The organism is Enterococcus sp. AZ050, assembly GCF_051715085.1.
Taxonomy (GTDB): Bacteria; Bacillota; Bacilli; order Lactobacillales; family Enterococcaceae; genus Enterococcus; species Enterococcus faecalis.
Genome location: NZ_JBIOTC010000001.1, coordinates 837,961 through 854,334 on the forward strand (window position 1 = coordinate 837,961; position 16,374 = coordinate 854,334).

The following is a 16,374-nucleotide window of genomic DNA, read 5'->3' on the forward strand; positions in this document are numbered from 1 at the left end:
TCATGCTCAATTATTCTTTGACTTTACGCCGTACCAACACAACACTTGCGCATACAAAAAGAAACAGCCCTAATGCTACATATGCAACATTTGCTGTTTCTCCTGTTTTTGGTAATGCTTTTGGTGTTTTGAAGGTAACTGTTTGGTCTTTATTGGCCAAGTTATCTTCTTTACCAACAAGTTTTGTTTTTTCTTTATCGTAATAGATATAGTGAGTAGCTACCCCTTTTTGACCGTCTTTCATTGTATTTTTCGCAATTGGAATATCTACATGGATCGTTTCATTTTCGGCTTTTGCTGTATACGTTGATTCAACAGTCGTAATCACTTTTTTCGTTTCTGGGTCTACGTATGGAGTAACGATAGTGTACGTGTGTCCTACTTCAGAACCTTTGATTTTCACTTCATCACGTAATGTATTGTCAATCGTTGGGTTCGCTTCTTTCTTACCGTCTACAGTCGCTAAAAGTGTCGTAATTTCCATTGGTTTGCGTTTGTTGACTGCTTTAAGGGAAATGACTTGGCCATTCGTTTCTGGCGTTACTTCAAAGCTCAAATCGTCTGTATTTGGATAGTACCATTTCAAAGGTTTTGTTTCTTTGAATTTGTAGTTCCCTGTTGGTAATTTCTTCACAGCGATTTTTCCGTCTTTATCTGTTTTGTACGTATTTACCACAGTTTCTTTTTTACCGTCTACACGGATCAATTTGAACTCAACCCCTTCAAGTGGTTTGTTTCCTAAATTATCCGTTTTGATTAGCTCTACGTCTGTATACGCCAATTTGTTTTCAATCTCTTTTCGAACCATTTTCGTCAAGATTTCTTTGTTTTCAGCGTATCCGTCCGTAAATACATGAATCGTATGCTCTTTTTCATTCGTAGAAGGTACATATTTAAATCCATATTTGGTTTCGTCCAACACATGGTCATTACCTGCATCAATTTCTTTTAAGTAGAAATTACTTTCTACATTTGGTAATGTTAAGCCTTCAAAAGCTAATTTGCCGTCTTTGACTTTCGCAAAAGCTAATGCAGTATCATGAGGTAAAATATCAAAGCCAATTTGAATACCACCTTCACCAACAAACAAGCCAAAGACTTGGCCATTCTTCGCATTTTCTAGCTCGATCACTGGTTTGCCGTCTTCCCAACCAGTTACAACTTCTTGTTTCTTGTAGCCGTATACGTTGATTTCTTGCAATTGATTTTCCACTTTAACGGTTGTAGAAGCCAATTCAACCAGTTGTCCTTCGTATTTGATTTCAAAAGGAATTGGGTCTTTTAACATCACAAAACCATTTGGTGCTTCGATTTCCACTGCTTCGTATTTACCTAGATACAAGTTTGGCTCAGATTCAGTCATTCCTAAATCATTTGTTACTAACTCAAAATCTTTACCGTCTTTTTGAACATATTCACCTTTGGCCAAACGAACTGTTCCGTCTGGTGTTGTAATATCTTCTCTTGCACGGATTTTGAATTTCACACCTGCTAAATCCACTTGGTCATATTGAATTTCCGCATATTTCCCGTACTCACATTCTTTTTCAACGGTAGAAATTCCTTTTTCACCTGTCTTATGGATTTTTACTTGGCCTTTTTGTGGCATATTCTCGAATTTAATCGTAATTACACCACCTGCATCGGCTTCAGTAACAGAGAAAACAACTGGTTCAGTCGCAATTAAGTAGCCTTCTGGCGCACGTAACTCACGAATTTCATAACGATTTTTTCCGTAAGGTAAGCTATCGCTTGTCACAAATTCCCCTTTTTCATTGGTTTTGAATTCGTCACTAATTTCTAATGAGTTTGGTACACGCATAGAAACATAGTCGCCTTTACCGTCATTTGCCCAGCGGTCCCAAATTTTGAACGTGGTATCGCGTAGCGGAATATTTTTTCCTGTTTCTGCGTCCACTTTGACTAAATGTAGACGAGCTTCAATGATTTTATCTTCCAATACCCAGAAGAATTTTTGGTCTTCTTCTGAAATAGTAAATTCGATTGGCTCAATTGGCAAGTAACCTTCTGGCGTTTTAGTTTCTGTCATTACATAAGAATCGTAAGGCAATGTTTTACCTGTACTTGCTTTACCATTTTTATCCGTTGTCATCACTTTTACAACTTTTCCAGTTGTTTTTGACGTGATAGTGAATTCTGCCCCTTCTAATTGAGGCTTGATATTGTCTGCTTTTCCTGCGATTGTATCAAGGACTTTTTTGACAAGTGGTTTGTCACCAATTTTAACAATTTCCACGCCACCTTTGATGACTTGGTCTTTTAGCGTCATTGTTTTTACTGCGACAGTTTTATCTTGGCCTGCATATGCAATGTTTACTGGATATTTTGTTTTATCTAACGTATATCCTTCTGGTGCTTTGATTTCTTGAACATAATAGTCATGCATAATTTGAATGTTTTCAAAAGAACCTGTGACTTTGTCTCCAGATTTTTTCAACGTCACTTCTTTTACTTTTTGACCGTTTGTTTCAAATAAACCATACACAGCACCTTCTAACTTAGCAGAGCCTTGCGCTTGATTGCCTGTTTCCTTATCTTCTTTGATAAGATCTAAGCGGCCCACTTGTTTTTTATTTTTGAACGTAACTGTAATTGTTTTATTTGCTTCAATTGTAACTGTTTGTGGTGTTTTGTTAAGAACGTAGCCGTTCGCTGCTTGAATTTCTTCAAGGATTACTTTTGTTCCGTGAGGAATGTCTTTCAGGTCAGCTTCACCATTAGCGTTAGTTACCACTTCTACATTTCGGCCACCATAAGAAAGTTTGAATTTCGCACCAGAAATAGCTTTTCCTGTGTCTGCGTCCACTTTTTTGATTTTTACATTACCGTTTTTTAGAACTTTGATTGGAATACTAATTTTAGCTCTATCAGGATCTCCTAAAACTGCAACTGTCTGACTTCCTGGTTTAACATATGCAATATTATTAGGATCTTCTGAATAACGTAAAAAACTAACATTTCCTGTTTCATTACTTGAGGCAGTTGCTGTTAGCTTTAATTGATTGCCATTTCTCTCTACTTTTACTCCTGCCGTGTTACTACTCATTTTTTGATAATCTTTAAATACGCCATTTGTATCTGTTAACGTTACAGATTGGCCTACTTTTAATGTTACTTGTTGATTGTTAAATGAAGGTCGTTTTGCAAGATTCGCAATTCCATTATGGATTTCATTAATAATCCCTTGATTGCGTCCACTGTTTTGAATCCATTGAACACCTAGTTCATCCCACAAAAATGTTTGAGTATTCCAATAATGTGGAATATCTTTAGTTTTAGTATATCCTACTGTTGCACCTTGTTTCATTCTTTTTGTAATCTGACTAGGCATTACTGTTTGTGTATATCCACCAAAACCATTAACCAAAAGCCCTGGTTCAATACAAAAAAGTGGTTTTCCATCAGGAGTAGCCATTTCATCATAAACTGAGCCCCATGTTTCTAAGCCACTATTAGGCATCCGAATATGCCAATTAACCGCAAATTGACGAACAACTTGAATCGTTATTCCTGCTCGTTCTTCTACTGCTCTACGCAATCTAGACGCTGATTCAACTGGAGTGAATTCATACAACTTACCATTTGAAGCAGTAAATCCTACGTGTGCTTCATAAGAAGCACCTTTGATTGCTTGAATTTCTTGTGTATGTGCGTCCATAAAAGAAAGTAATTCTGCTTTTACAAGCTCTGTTTCATTTCCTTCTAAATAAGTATAGGCAGATCTATCAGAAGAATACAGTTGTTCTTCACCTTTTGCCACTTCTGGACTTGAATTATCAGCGTTAACTGTTGATTCGCCCATTTCCGTGTCTGTTGACGGCTGAGTTTGTGTACTTGTTTCATCCTCTTTTGTCTCACTTGTCTTCTCTTTTTCAGAAGAACTTGTTTGAGTTTTTTCTGTTGTTTCTTCTTTTGAAGTTTCCGTCGTACTGGACGTACTTTCAGAAGCAGTTGTTTCTGTAGTTGCCATAGACGGAAGTTCTTCAGCTACTACTTGTGTTACAGGAGTTAAAGAATTCATTCCTAACACTGCTACAGCAAAGAGTGTACATAATTTTTTTAATCGCATTTGTTTGCCCCCTTAATTAAAAATTTATCTATATAAACACCTAAATTGGTGAAATTTTTGTACAAAAAAAGACCTTTAACATAAACGTTAAAGATCTTTCATAAGTATAGTGCCTATCTTAATTTAATGTTACACAATATCTGATTGTACCATCAGAAAATGAGCTAGTGGCAAGACCTGATCTATTGTATTCTTCATCAGTTAGATTTTTTTCTGCCCAAGCTTCAGCTTCCTCATATGTCATGAACCAAGGACTTACACGTCCAGCTGGTTCATTATCTGGCGTTGGTTCTTGTGGAGTTTCTGGTTGCTCAGGAGTTGTTGTTCCTCCATTTGAACCACCTTGATTGCCTCCGCCAGGTTGGCTTGGTTGTTCTGGTGTTGTCGTTCCCCCATTTTCAGGAGTTGACGGTTGATTATTTTCTGGTGTAGAAGGCGTTGTTTGTCCGCCTTGACTGCCATTATCTGGTTGAACTGGCGTTTGTTCTGGTGTACTTGGTGCTGCTTCAACATTTCCAGTTTGTGTGTTATCTGTTACTACATTATTCGTTGTTGCTTCTTGTGCAGGTTGTCCGACAGGTTGAGAAGGATTTACTTTGTCTGTATCTTGAATCACTGTTTGAGCCACAGTTTCACCTGCGCTGTTTTGCACACTTGCTACATTGCCATCAAAACTCAAAATGAAGTGTTTTCTGTCTTGGATTTACAAGTAAAACAATAATAAACAATTTTACAACGGAGGTTTTATGAATAAGAAATACATTGTTGCAGTTGGTTCAATCGTACTGATTGTACTCGCTATTATTGCTTTTTCTGTATCCAACAAAACAGAAACACTTGATCAATAGAATATTCCTCTTCTTTCAAACCTCTAATTTTTTCACATTGATTTTGAATAGTGTTTAATATTTCCTCAAAAACAAGTTGTCTATTCACCATTTTCTCATTTAAAGTCCCAAATAAAAAACTAATAAAAATAATCAAGTAAATAGAAAAAATTTTCAATTCTTTTTTTGCTTTTCAAAAAATCACACATTTCACTTTTCTCCAATTCAATCGTTTTACCAACGAATGTATTTCACTGCATGTTTAAAGAAAACAAACATTTGTCCTTTTTTCCCCTCATGCACTTGTTCGATATACAATTCATATTTCGTTACACCTGCAAGAATGCCTGATACTTTTTTACCGTCCATTGTTACAAGCACAATTGTTTTTTTATTTAATTGATTTAAACTGCATTGCTCTTTTTTCTTATTCATGCAAAATTCCTTTCCTCTCTTACTCTGTCTATTGACATTAGACAGTATTCAGTTATCCATTCAGTATTTTTTGTTGATATATCTGAATAACTGCATTCGCTAATTCTATTTGGCGTTGCTTCCAATACTTCGGTTCTCGATACCATTTGATAAATGCTTGATCCATCTCAAGATATGGACTAACAAAAATTTCTTCAAACATCACTGATACTTCTTCGGTCGGTTCAGCTATCGTAAATAAATATAAGTCTGAATACGTCATTCCTTTTGGAATAAAATTCGCAAAATAATCAATTCTTTTTCTTACAAAATCCGGAATATCAACCTTACATAAACTATTTGAATAGTCTTTCTTTTGAACGACTCTGTCACATGTCAAATTCATCTCCTCACCCTTTCTTTGAAATCTTCTCTAAAACTAGCCTCTTTTGTTTACTAGTTTTTACAAATTATTAACAAGTTAACAGATTTTTTTCTCACAGGGTTTCTAGCGTCAGCAACCCAAAACTCTAAAAAGTGTCTTTGCTCTCTTAAAAAACGAGCGGACGATTGTACTCGTCACCATATGTTTTTCATACTACCTGATCCACACAAATAAACTTTTTTGTTCTGTGCCACACCCATTAATACGTGTCGTGATTTTATACTGTCTTCAGATTCACCATACTTTTAGGTGGTTTATCCTTCCTAAGTCCCTGTTAGACACGCTGATTAACTTAGAAAGTCCTGTTTCTATCTAGTTTTCAAAGATTTCCCAAAAGAAATAAATAAGTTTACGTGTATCGCTTCCGTTTGAAGGAGGAATTTCTTCTCCTTGAGTATTTCTAATCCCCTAGTTCAAGGGGTTCCTTCCGCTAGCGAGCTTTCCCTTTCATCATCAAATGCTCCTAAAAAGTATTTACATTTCGTGTCCGTGTGCTCTCTTATCCTTTTTTCGATAGCGATTTATCCGCTCGTTACTTACTCGTTTATTCCTTGTTTGTTAGCTCAAATAAAAACTAACAAACAAAAAAGGCTAGTTTCTTTCTGTTTTATTTTTTAACCGTCGATAAATAGTTGTTAGTTTAATTCCAAGTTCTAAAACCAATACACCCAACAAAACCACAGGAAAAACAATTAGTGCAAGCAAGTAAAATCGGATAGTTTTCATGTCTTCCCTCTTTCTTTTTGGTGTCGCTGTGGTCGTTTCGATACATTTTTATTCATTATTTGCTCGTTTTGTTTTCCTCTGGACCATTTTTGCTTTTCTTGCTTTTTGAATACTTTATACGCTTTTCGTGCCTGAATTAATAGGTCTTGTCGACGTTTCATTCGTGAGAAAACAATATTTGAAACCATCAAATCATGGTTCGAACAACCACGATTCGCAATCATTTTTTCATCCAAAAAAATAGCTTTCACTTGAGAAAAAAACAGTTGGAAATCTTGCTTTGTTGCTAATTTTTTTGACAAAATCACTGTGCTTTTCCCCATTGAATCTACAATAATCCTTCGAACAATCCGATTCGATAACTTCCAACGTTGCCGATTAAACAATGTTACTTCACAACAAATGTGACGTAAATGATTGGGATTCATTTTCATTTATCTAATTCCTCCAACCAATTATGCATCGAAATTTTTGGCAATTGTGACAGCCCATAAATCTGCGTTTCCAGGCCTTCATGACCACATGAGCGCTTAGCTTGAAGTAATGAATTTCTGCTTGTTCTGGCAGTCCTGTTGTCATTGGATCCAGATTCAATTCTCTTGCACAACATTCCCAAAAATTTAATAAAGCTTTGAAATAAAATCCTTTGCGATTCTGAATTTCTTTGCCTTCATGACGAGCGACTTTTTCGTTTTGAATACAGCGTTGATACGTCTTACTTAAATCTTCTGCAAATATTTCCCCTAAAATTCGATACTCGCTTTCTTCAGATAAACCATGTTTTTGATTATACTTTCGTTGCCGCTTTTCGATAATTCGTTTACTGTCATAAATCATGTTTAGCTGCTCTTTCGCCTCACGCCATTCAGTTGAACTGCGAACAATCCATGTCAAAACATCTTTCGGAACAAATGTACTTTCTCTGTAACGAACAATAAACTCTTTTTGCCAACTACTAGATACTTCTGTGAAAATCGCTGTATCGATTTTTGTATCTAGATTGTTAAAAGAATTATTAAATAATTGCGCAGAATTTTCACATGGATTTTTTTCGCCAAAATCATCGAAACTTCCTAAATGATTAGCAGATTTCTCCTCTTCTTTTCCTTGTGCAGAATCTTCACTAGTTGAGCCATCAGGACTTAAAGAATACACATCATTTTCTGTCGTTTCTAATTCTCCTAGATACAAACGAGCCTTGTTTCTTTTTCCCGTTTGTAGATCAAACCCCATATCCTCTATTTCTAATAGCTCATATTCTTTCAATTCTTTTTTGATTGTATTTAGAACAATTCACTACTTTCGCTAACTCTTGTTCCGTAAATTCAAAATAAACAAAGCCTTGACTATCCACTTGATTTCGTTGAATGGCTAAATCTAAACGTGACCGAAAAACCATTTACGCAATTTTCGCTTTATCAGACAACGAGCGATATTTCTCGCTTGTAATAAATACTTTTGGAAATTGATAGTATAATTCATTGTATTTACGAGTTGCGGTAAATCTCTTTGTAGCCATCTTTTACACCTCATCTTGCTCATGAATTAAGAAAGAATTTTGGTATTGATAGCTATGAACATCTTCCATTGTAGCAATCAATTCTTTTAGATAAATTCGACCGAATTCAATTGTCAATAAGTCGTAATCTTCTAATTCATTTTTGATTCCCTCAATTTCTTCTTCAGACACATTGAGTAAAACAGCTAATTCTTGATTGGCATAAGAAATATAGACATGTTTCTTTTCATCAATGCGTTTTTCAATTAAGGATTCTTCTAAGTACTCATTCAGTAAGCTATAGACATATTTTGCTTGAGCAGACATCGCATAATATTTCGACGATTTTATAAAAAATAGTTTTGGCATGTGAAAAGTTGCTTGTGTCAACACATCTGTTGCGCGAAATTTGTTTTTTACCATATTTTTTCCTCCTAGAAAAACACATAAAAAAAGCTCTGGATAAATCGAATTACACAGAGCTTTTTTTGATTGTCATTTAATTTTTTGAAGGAATTTTATAGATTAGAAAATCCTAATTTTCAAAATATGTTTAGGGTAGAAACTAGACACTTACAAACCTATATTATCTAAACAATCTAGGTTTATTTTGTTCTCATTTTTCTAGAATTACTACAAATTGAAGTACTTTTAAAGTCAATTATTCTAATTTCTTTTATTATCACTTTACAATAGTATCAGTTGCCATATATTAAAAATTCTAATGAGACTTTTCCAATATAAGCATACTGAATAATTCGTTCTGTATTAGGCACATCCTTTCCATTCTCATATTTATCTATTGACCACTTTGTAATAGATGGGGAAAAAAGTTTACCGAAAGCTATTCTTTCTAAACGATAATCACTTCGAATTTTACGAAATCTAACCCCCAGCATAGAAGGAGCCAATTTTTCAAATTTTCTAATCTTCTTTCCCTCTTTTAACATATTTTTATAACCTTCTCCATATAAGAGAGCAGGAACAGTCGTCCCCCCAAGGTAAGCAACGTTCATCAATCTTTCTACATCAGGAATATTTACACCATTTTCCCATCTATTAATCACATTTTTTCTAGCTGGACAAGTGAAGTTTTGACCAAATTTTTCTAAACTCTCTCCTCTATTTTTTCGAATAGTTTTTATTCTGTTCCCCATCAAGTTTTTATCAATACTTGGAAAATTTAAAGAAGCACCACCTAACTTAGTATCTATCAAACTTTCATTTCCATCATTTAACAAAAATAATGCAATTTTTCTTTGAATCTCTTTTGAAAGTTTTCTCCTTCCATTTAAAATATAACTTAATAAAGCTTCACTAATTCCGATTTTATTTGCTAAATTTTTATTAGATAAATTATTTAGATCCCTATATTCTATTATTCGGTTAATCATATAACTCAAATTCTCTACTTCATTTTTAAGCAATGAATCTACATTCAGAGCCTTGCTTAGCGCAATATCTACATTTTTTGAAATACCTCTTGTACCATTCTCATACTTGACTAAAGCACTTTGAGAAATCCCTGTTAACTCAGATAGCTTCTTTTGAGTCAATTTTTGTTCTTTCCTTAAAGATTTTAGGATATTCCCACTATTATTTTCAAAAATAAAAAGCACCTCCTTAATGAGATGCTTTTATCCTACACTGATAGAAAAAAATCTTCAAGAAAATATTCCATTTTTGTTAATTTTTTTATAGCTGTGACAGTAATATGACAGTTTAAATTTCTTTAAACAGCAAAATCACGCTTTTCCAGCAACTCGAAAACCCTTATTTAATAGGCTTTTATATTGATAACAAGCTATTTCTCGTTATCTTGCTCATCCATTTTCAGAACCGCCATAAAGGCTTCTTGAGGAACTTCCACGGATCCAATTTGTTTCATCCGTTTCTTCCCTTCTTTTTGTTTCTCTAACAATTTACGTTTACGAGAAACATCGCCACCATAGCATTTAGCCAGTACGTTTTTGCGTAAGGCTTTAATATCTGAACGAGCCACAATTTTTTGACCAATCGCCGCTTGAACTGGGACTTCAAACTGTTGACGTGGAATTAGTTTTTTCAGTTTCTCAACAATCGCTTTACCACGCTCAAATGCGAAATCTCGGTGAACAATAAAGCTTAAAGCATCCACTTTTTCAGCATTTAATAGAATATCCATTTTTACTAGACGGCTGGTACGATAGCCAGCCATTTCGTAATCTAAGGATGCATAGCCTTTTGTACTTGATTTCAATTTATCGAAAAAGTCAAACACGATTTCAGATAACGGAATTTCATAAACTACGTTTACACGATAATCGTCTAAGTAATCCATTGTAATGAATTCGCCACGTTTACGTTGTGATAATTCCATTACTGCTCCTACATAATCATTTGGCACCATGATTTGCGCTTTAACATAAGGTTCTTCCACAGATTCAATCGTTACTGGTTCTGGAAATTCAGCTGGGTTGTCAACAACAACGGTTGTTCCGTCAGTTTTATTAACGTGATAGATTACAGACGGTGCTGTTGTAATTAACTCTAAATTAAATTCTCGTTCCAAACGTTCCTGAACAACATCCATGTGCAGCAAACCTAAGAAACCACAACGGAAACCAAATCCTAAAGCTTGCGATGTTTCCGGTTCAAATTGTAACGCCGCATCATTTAATTGTAATTTTTCTAATGCTTCCCGTAAATCATTGTAGCGCGACGTATCAATTGGATATAAGCCACAATAAACCATTGGATTCATTTTGCGGTAGCCTGGTAGTGCTTCTGCTGCTGGATTGTCGGCCAAAGTCACTGTATCCCCGACCCGTGTATCTTGAACCGTTTTAATGCTAGCGGTGATATAGCCCACATCACCAACCATTAAATAATCACGAGCAATTGGTTTCGGTGAAAAAACGCCGACTTCTGTTACATCAAACGTTTTACCGTTACTCATCATTTGGATTTTATCCCCAGGACGAACGACACCGTCAATTACACGGATGTTTAAAACGACCCCCCGATAACTATCGTAAATAGAGTCAAAAATCAAAGCCTTTAAAGGAGCCTCAATATCGCCTGATGGAGCTGGTACATACTCCACCACTTGTTCTAAAATATCTTCAATCCCAATCCCTGCTTTGGCACTTGCTAAAACAGCTTCCGATGCATCAATTCCAATTACGTCTTCAATCTCTGTCCGAACACGCTCTGGGTCAGCGGCGGGTAAATCAATTTTATTAATAACAGGTAAAATTTCTAAGTCATTATCCAATGCCAAATAGACATTTGCTAGCGTTTGCGCTTCAATTCCTTGCGCCGCATCAACAACTAGAACAGCCCCTTCACAAGCTGCCAAGCTACGAGAAACTTCGTAGGTGAAATCGACGTGCCCTGGTGTGTCAATCAAATGGAAAGTATAGGTTTCACCATCTTTGGCTGTATAGTTTAATTCAATTGCGTTTAATTTGATGGTAATGCCGCGTTCTCTCTCTAAATCCATTGAATCAAGTAATTGATCTTGCATTTCTCGACTGCTAACTGTATTTGTTTTTTCCAAAATCCGGTCGGCTAAAGTTGACTTCCCATGGTCAATGTGGGCAATGATCGAGAAATTACGAATTTTCTCTTGTCTTGCTTTCATTTCTTTATTGTTCATTTTTTGCCTCATTTCTTTTAAGAAAAGCTAGCTCCCTGCTAGCTTCATCAATCAATTGTTATATTTTAGTTGCCTTTTTTATCAAATTATCATGTTTAAAGGTCTAGGATAATCAGCACTTTTCATTATACCAATTTTTGAAGAAGATTTAAAGCACTTCCCTTTTATTCTTTTGGTTTCGAAAGGCTAACAGAGTTTCGAAAAATTTGGTATACTAAAAACAGTAAATTTATTGGAGATGGAAAAATGGATGAACAAGAATTTCGAAAGCAACTGACCTTAAAGCCTGTTGAGGAAGAACACATTGATCAATTTAATGAACTTCTTTCCTATGTTTTTCAAGTGACTGAAGCAGATATTGAAGAAAGTGGTTTTGAAAACAAACGCGCATTTATCAAATCAAAACAACCGATTTTAGAACTTTCAAAAGTATTTGGCTGGTTTCACGAAAATCAATTAATTTCACAAATTGCTATCTATCCATGCGAAGTCAATATCCATGGTGCTTTGTATAAAATGGGCGGCGTTACTGGTGTCGGTACCTATCCTGAATATGCCAACCACGGTTTAATGAAAGACTTGATTCAAACGGCATTAGAAGAAATGCGCCAAGATAAACAGTGGATTTCTTATCTTTTCCCTTACAACATTCCTTATTACCGACGTAAAGGTTGGGAAATCATGTCCGACAAGTTATCTTTTAAAATTCGGGATACGCAATTACCAAAAACCGTTCCTGTTCCAGGAATGATTGAACGGTTAGCTGTCGATCACCCAGATGTCTTTGATGTCTATGCGCGATTCGCTCGTCAAAATCACGGCGCGCTCATTCGTAGTGCCTTCAACTGGGAAGAATATTGGCGTTTCGAAAACGAGGAAGAACGGACTGCTGCTGTCTATTATGGTGCCAATCAAGAACCTTTAGGAGTACTTTTCTATTGGGTGGCCGATGAGGTATTTCATATTAAGGAAATGTTTTACTTGAACCAAGAAGCCCGAAATGGCTTGTGGAATTTTATTACTGCGCATTTTTCGATGGTTTATTGGGTCAAGGGCGATATCTATAAAAATGAACCATTAGCCTTTCTTTTAGAAGACAGCCAAATTAAAGAAAGCATTGAGCCCTATTATATGGCTCGAATTGTCGATGTCAAAGCCTTTTTAGAAAATTTTCCTTTTGAAAGTACAGCTAAGCCCTTCCATTTTGTCGTTAAAGATCCTGTTGCTGAGTGGAATAATGGTATTTTTGGCTTAATTTGGGATGAAAATGATCAAGTAACCATTACGGATGAACCTTTAGGCACCGCCGTTCACTTAGATATTCAAACACTAACTTGTTTAGTCATGAATTACCGACGCCCTTCGTACTTACATCGAATTGAGCGCATTGATACAGATAAAGAAACTTTAAATTCTTTGGAACGGATTTTTCCTGACCAAGAAGCTTATTTCAGTGATTATTTCTAAACCCTTGGATTGGAGACAGACAAATGACAAAAATTTATTTTGCAGGACCTTTATTTTCGCAAGCTGACTTACGTTATAATGCCTATTTAGTCGAACAAATTCGACAATTGGATAAAACAATCGATCTTTATTTACCACAAGAAAATGCGGCGATTAACGACAAATCTGCTTATGCCGATAGTAAAATGATTGCCTTAGCAGATACAGAAAATGTCCTTGCTAGCGATTTATTGGTTGCTTTATTAGACGGACCAACCATTGATGCGGGCGTAGCTTCCGAAATTGGTGTTGCTTATGCCAAAGGAATTCCGGTGGTTGCCCTTTACACAGACAGCCGACAACAAGGTGCTGATAATCACCAAAAGCTTGATGCTTTGAACGAAGTCGCTGAAAATCAATTCCATTATTTAAACCTTTATACAGTTGGTTTGATTAAATTGAATGGTCGGGTTGTTTCTTCAGAAGAGGATTTGTTGGAAGAAATTAAGCAACGATTGTCATAATAAAAAAGAACGAGCGAATTCGCTCGTTCTTTTTTTATACTTCTTCTATCGGTTCATTTTCAAAAACTAATTGATTGTCTAATAGACTAATCGTGACTTTTGTTTTTGGCATTACTCGTCCAGAAACAATTTCTTTTGCTAATGGTGTTTCGACTTCGCGAGTAATGAAACGTTTTAACGGACGAGCTCCATAAGCTGGCTCATACCCATTTTCAGCAATCCATGTTTTAGCTTCATCAGTGATTTCCAACACAATTTCTTGTTGCTCTAAACGATGAGCAAGTTGTGCGGTCATTTTACCAATGATTCCTTTCACATTATCCAAGCTTAATGGTGTAAATAAAATAGTATCATCAATTCTGTTTAAGAACTCTGGTTTAAAGTGTCCTTTTAGAATATTCATGACTTGATTTTCAACTTCTTCTGGAATTGTTCCTTCAGGTGTCACACCTTCCAATAAAAGCTGAGAGCCGATGTTACTTGTCATAATTAAAACCGTATTTTTAAAATCAACGACCCGACCTTTAGAATCTGTCAAACGACCATCATCTAAAACTTGTAATAAGATATTAAAGACATCTGGGTGCGCTTTTTCAATTTCGTCTAATAAAACAATTGTATATGGATTTCGACGAACAGCTTCTGTTAACTGACCACCTTCTTCATAACCAATATAGCCTGGAGGGGCACCAACCAAACGAGACACGGCATGTTTTTCCATGTATTCACTCATGTCAATCCGTACCATATGATCTTCAGAATCAAACAAATCTTCAGCTAAAGCTTTAGCAAGTTCTGTTTTACCAACACCAGTTGGTCCTAGGAAAAGGAACGAACCGAGTGGGCGATTTGGATCTTGTAAGCCTGCTCTTGAACGAATCACCGCATCACTAACAGCATCGACGGCTTCATCTTGACCAATCACACGTTTGTGTAATGTTTCATTCAGTTTCATTAATTTTTCTCGTTCGCCTTCAACTAATTTTGTCACAGGAATGCCGGTTAAACGACCGACCACTTGCGCAATTTCGTTTTCAGTAACCGATTCTTGTACCATTTTAACGTTATCTTTGGCGTTCTTTTCTTCCAATTCTTTCAATTCATGTTCTAATTGCGGAATTGTTCCATGACGCAAAACAGCCGCTCGTTCTAAATCATAATTATTTTCAGCATCTTCTAATTCGTGTTTTGCTTTATCAATCTCTGCACGTTTGTTGGAAACCGCATTAACTTCTTCTTTTTCCGTTTCCCATTGCATTTTCATTGAGTTGGCTTCTTCACGCAAATCTGCTAATTCTTCTTGCAAGTTGGCTAACCGTTTTTTACTTGCATCATCTGATTCTTTTTTCAAGGCCGCTTCTTCAATTTCTAGTTGCATTAACCGACGTGTTACTTGATCGAGCTCTGTAGGCATCGAATTCATTTCCACTCGAATCGTTGCGCTTGCTTCATCGACTAAGTCAATCGCTTTATCTGGTAAGAAACGATCAGTAATATAGCGATCGGATAAAGTAGCGGCAGCAACTAAAGCATTGTCATGAATATTCACGCCGTGGTGAATTTCAAATCGTTCTTTTAAGCCACGCAAAATAGAAATTGTATCTTCTACTGTTGGTTCTTTGACTAATACTTTTTGGAAACGACGTTCTAAGGCTTTATCTTTTTCCATATATTGGCGATATTCATCAAGCGTTGTGGCACCGATTAAATGCAATTCACCACGTGCTAGCATCGGTTTTAATAAATTCCCGGCGTCCATACTGCCTTCTGTTTTACCAGCTCCGACGATATTATGAATTTCATCAATGAATAAAATGATTTTGCCATCACTTTTTTTCACTTCTTTTAAAACAGCTTTTAACCGTTCTTCAAATTCGCCACGGAATTTTGCTCCCGCAATTAAGGCACCCATATCTAAAGAAAAAATGGTTTTATCTTTTAAGTTTTCGGGAACATCTTTACGAACGATTCGTTGTGCTAATCCTTCAACAATCGCTGTTTTACCAACACCTGGTTCACCAATTAAGACTGGATTATTTTTAGTTTTTCTTGATAAAATCCGAATAACGTCACGAATTTCTTCGTCACGACCAATGATTGGATCTTGTTTTCCTGCTTTTACTTGTTGTACTAAGTCAACACCGTATTTTTCTAGTGCTTTATATTGTTCTTCCTGGTTTTGAGAAGTCACACGATCTCCTCCTCTCATCTCTTCAATATTTTTTCTTAACTCTTTTTCTGTAATGCCTTGTTGCATTAAATATTTTGTTAAACGATAATTTTTCAATTTCATTAAAGCTAAAAGTACAATTTCGGTTGATAAAAATTCATCTTGGAATTCTTCTCGAAGTGAATCAGCTTCTTGCAATAAATGGAACAAATTTTGACTTAAATTTTGACCATATTGCACATTACCGCCTGCCACACTTGGATATTCATCTAACGCGTTATCTACTTCTCGTTCAAATGCGTCAACATCTAAACCAGCATCTGTGTAAAAATTACGCCCAAAATGGTTTGGTTGAAGAAAAATTTTCCATAAATGTGCAATATCAATTTCTTGATGTTGCCGTGTCACCGCAACTTTTTGAGCTTCAGCAATCGCCTCTTGTAGCGTTGTTGTCATTTTTTCAATATTCATAAACGATCCCTCCCGTTTATTGTTTTGTCTTTTTTTTATTTTAACATTCTTTACAATTATTATTATCCGACTTTTGATGGATTTCTTCAAAAGTTAAGGTATTTGTAAACCTTATAAATTTAT

14 protein-coding genes are annotated in these 16,374 nt (G+C 35.7%); 2 read left to right on the top strand and 12 right to left on the bottom strand.

The annotated features are described in order from the left end of the window. Positions 1-10: 10 nt before the first annotated feature. The 11 genes from IGJ04_RS04100 to lepA all read right to left on the bottom strand — a co-directional run bounded on the left by IGJ04_RS04100 (position 11) and on the right by lepA (position 11,640). Positions 11-4,090 (bottom strand): SpaA isopeptide-forming pilin-related protein, encoded by a 4,080-nt coding sequence (locus IGJ04_RS04100; protein ID WP_438839951.1) that lies wholly within the window; start codon positions 4,088-4,090, stop codon positions 11-13. 118 nt (positions 4,091-4,208) lie between these two features. After that, complete coding sequence (locus IGJ04_RS04105; protein ID WP_289868177.1) at positions 4,209-4,769, bottom strand: hypothetical protein; 561 nt, start codon at positions 4,767-4,769, stop codon at positions 4,209-4,211. Between the two features lie 382 nt (positions 4,770-5,151). Beyond that, the gene (locus tag IGJ04_RS04110; protein WP_033918864.1) at positions 5,152-5,352 is read right to left on the bottom strand and encodes a hypothetical protein; all 201 of its coding nucleotides are present in this window, start codon (positions 5,350-5,352) and stop codon (positions 5,152-5,154) included. A gap of 52 nt (positions 5,353-5,404) precedes the next feature. Then, complete coding sequence (locus tag IGJ04_RS04115) at positions 5,405-5,737, bottom strand: hypothetical protein (protein WP_202579720.1); 333 nt, start codon at positions 5,735-5,737, stop codon at positions 5,405-5,407. Positions 5,738-6,367: 630 nt separating this feature from the next. Next, on the bottom strand, positions 6,368-6,502 hold the full coding sequence (locus IGJ04_RS04120; protein WP_258076823.1) for a hypothetical protein: 135 nt from the start codon (positions 6,500-6,502) through the stop codon (positions 6,368-6,370). Beyond that, complete coding sequence (locus tag IGJ04_RS04125; protein ID WP_289868174.1) at positions 6,499-6,936, bottom strand: hypothetical protein; 438 nt, start codon at positions 6,934-6,936, stop codon at positions 6,499-6,501. The genes IGJ04_RS04120 and IGJ04_RS04125 overlap by 4 nt, the downstream gene beginning before the upstream one ends. A 4-nt stretch (positions 6,937-6,940) precedes the next feature. Continuing rightward, positions 6,941-7,768 (bottom strand): hypothetical protein, encoded by an 828-nt coding sequence (locus IGJ04_RS04130; RefSeq protein ID WP_438839952.1) that lies wholly within the window; start codon positions 7,766-7,768, stop codon positions 6,941-6,943. After that, on the bottom strand, positions 7,755-7,901 hold the full coding sequence (locus tag IGJ04_RS04135; RefSeq protein WP_438709840.1) for a replication initiator protein A: 147 nt from the start codon (positions 7,899-7,901) through the stop codon (positions 7,755-7,757). Before IGJ04_RS04135 ends, IGJ04_RS04130 begins: the two co-directional genes overlap by 14 nt. 123 nt (positions 7,902-8,024) lie before the next feature. Beyond that, positions 8,025-8,423, bottom strand: coding sequence for a replication initiator protein A (locus IGJ04_RS04140; RefSeq protein WP_289868262.1), 399 nt, complete (start codon positions 8,421-8,423; stop codon positions 8,025-8,027). Positions 8,424-8,698: 275 nt separating this feature from the next. Continuing rightward, entirely contained in the window at positions 8,699-9,619 is a 921-nt protein-coding gene (locus IGJ04_RS04145) for a helix-turn-helix domain-containing protein (RefSeq protein WP_438839953.1), read from the bottom strand. Between the two features lie 185 nt (positions 9,620-9,804). Continuing rightward, the gene (gene lepA / locus IGJ04_RS04150) at positions 9,805-11,640 is read right to left on the bottom strand and encodes a translation elongation factor 4 (protein ID WP_010709699.1); all 1,836 of its coding nucleotides are present in this window, start codon (positions 11,638-11,640) and stop codon (positions 9,805-9,807) included. 246 nt (positions 11,641-11,886) lie between these two features. Between lepA and IGJ04_RS04155 the strand changes: the two genes are divergently transcribed. Further along, the gene (locus IGJ04_RS04155) at positions 11,887-13,107 is read left to right on the top strand and encodes a GNAT family N-acetyltransferase (protein WP_002356813.1); all 1,221 of its coding nucleotides are present in this window, start codon (positions 11,887-11,889) and stop codon (positions 13,105-13,107) included. A gap of 23 nt (positions 13,108-13,130) precedes the next feature. After that, entirely contained in the window at positions 13,131-13,610 is a 480-nt protein-coding gene (locus tag IGJ04_RS04160) for a nucleoside 2-deoxyribosyltransferase (protein ID WP_002362157.1), read from the top strand. Between the two features lie 34 nt (positions 13,611-13,644). On the opposite strand, the gene clpB is transcribed toward IGJ04_RS04160, so the two are convergent. After that, a complete protein-coding gene (gene clpB / locus IGJ04_RS04165; RefSeq protein ID WP_002362158.1) occupies positions 13,645-16,251 on the bottom strand; it encodes an ATP-dependent chaperone ClpB in 2,607 nt (868 codons plus the stop codon). Positions 16,252-16,374 lie beyond the last annotated feature (123 nt).

Excerpts from the sequence above, each read along its gene's own strand:
- IGJ04_RS04100 (WP_438839951.1), bottom strand. The coding sequence starts at position 4,090 with ATGCGATTAAAAAAATTATGTACACTCTTTGCTGTAGCAGTGTTAGGA.
- IGJ04_RS04110 (WP_033918864.1), bottom strand. The coding sequence starts at position 5,352 with ATGAATAAGAAAAAAGAGCAATGCAGTTTAAATCAATTAAATAAAAAA.
- IGJ04_RS04115 (WP_202579720.1), bottom strand. The coding sequence starts at position 5,737 with ATGAATTTGACATGTGACAGAGTCGTTCAAAAGAAAGACTATTCAAAT.
- IGJ04_RS04120 (WP_258076823.1), bottom strand. The coding sequence starts at position 6,502 with ATGAAAACTATCCGATTTTACTTGCTTGCACTAATTGTTTTTCCTGTG.
- IGJ04_RS04125 (WP_289868174.1), bottom strand. The coding sequence starts at position 6,936 with ATGAAAATGAATCCCAATCATTTACGTCACATTTGTTGTGAAGTAACA.
- IGJ04_RS04135 (WP_438709840.1), bottom strand. The coding sequence starts at position 7,901 with ATGGTTTTTCGGTCACGTTTAGATTTAGCCATTCAACGAAATCAAGTG.
- IGJ04_RS04140 (WP_289868262.1), bottom strand. The coding sequence starts at position 8,423 with ATGGTAAAAAACAAATTTCGCGCAACAGATGTGTTGACACAAGCAACT.
- lepA (WP_010709699.1), bottom strand. The coding sequence starts at position 11,640 with ATGAACAATAAAGAAATGAAAGCAAGACAAGAGAAAATTCGTAATTTC.
- IGJ04_RS04155 (WP_002356813.1), top strand. The coding sequence starts at position 11,887 with ATGGATGAACAAGAATTTCGAAAGCAACTGACCTTAAAGCCTGTTGAG.
- IGJ04_RS04160 (WP_002362157.1), top strand. The coding sequence starts at position 13,131 with ATGACAAAAATTTATTTTGCAGGACCTTTATTTTCGCAAGCTGACTTA.
- clpB (WP_002362158.1), bottom strand. The coding sequence starts at position 16,251 with ATGAATATTGAAAAAATGACAACAACGCTACAAGAGGCGATTGCTGAA.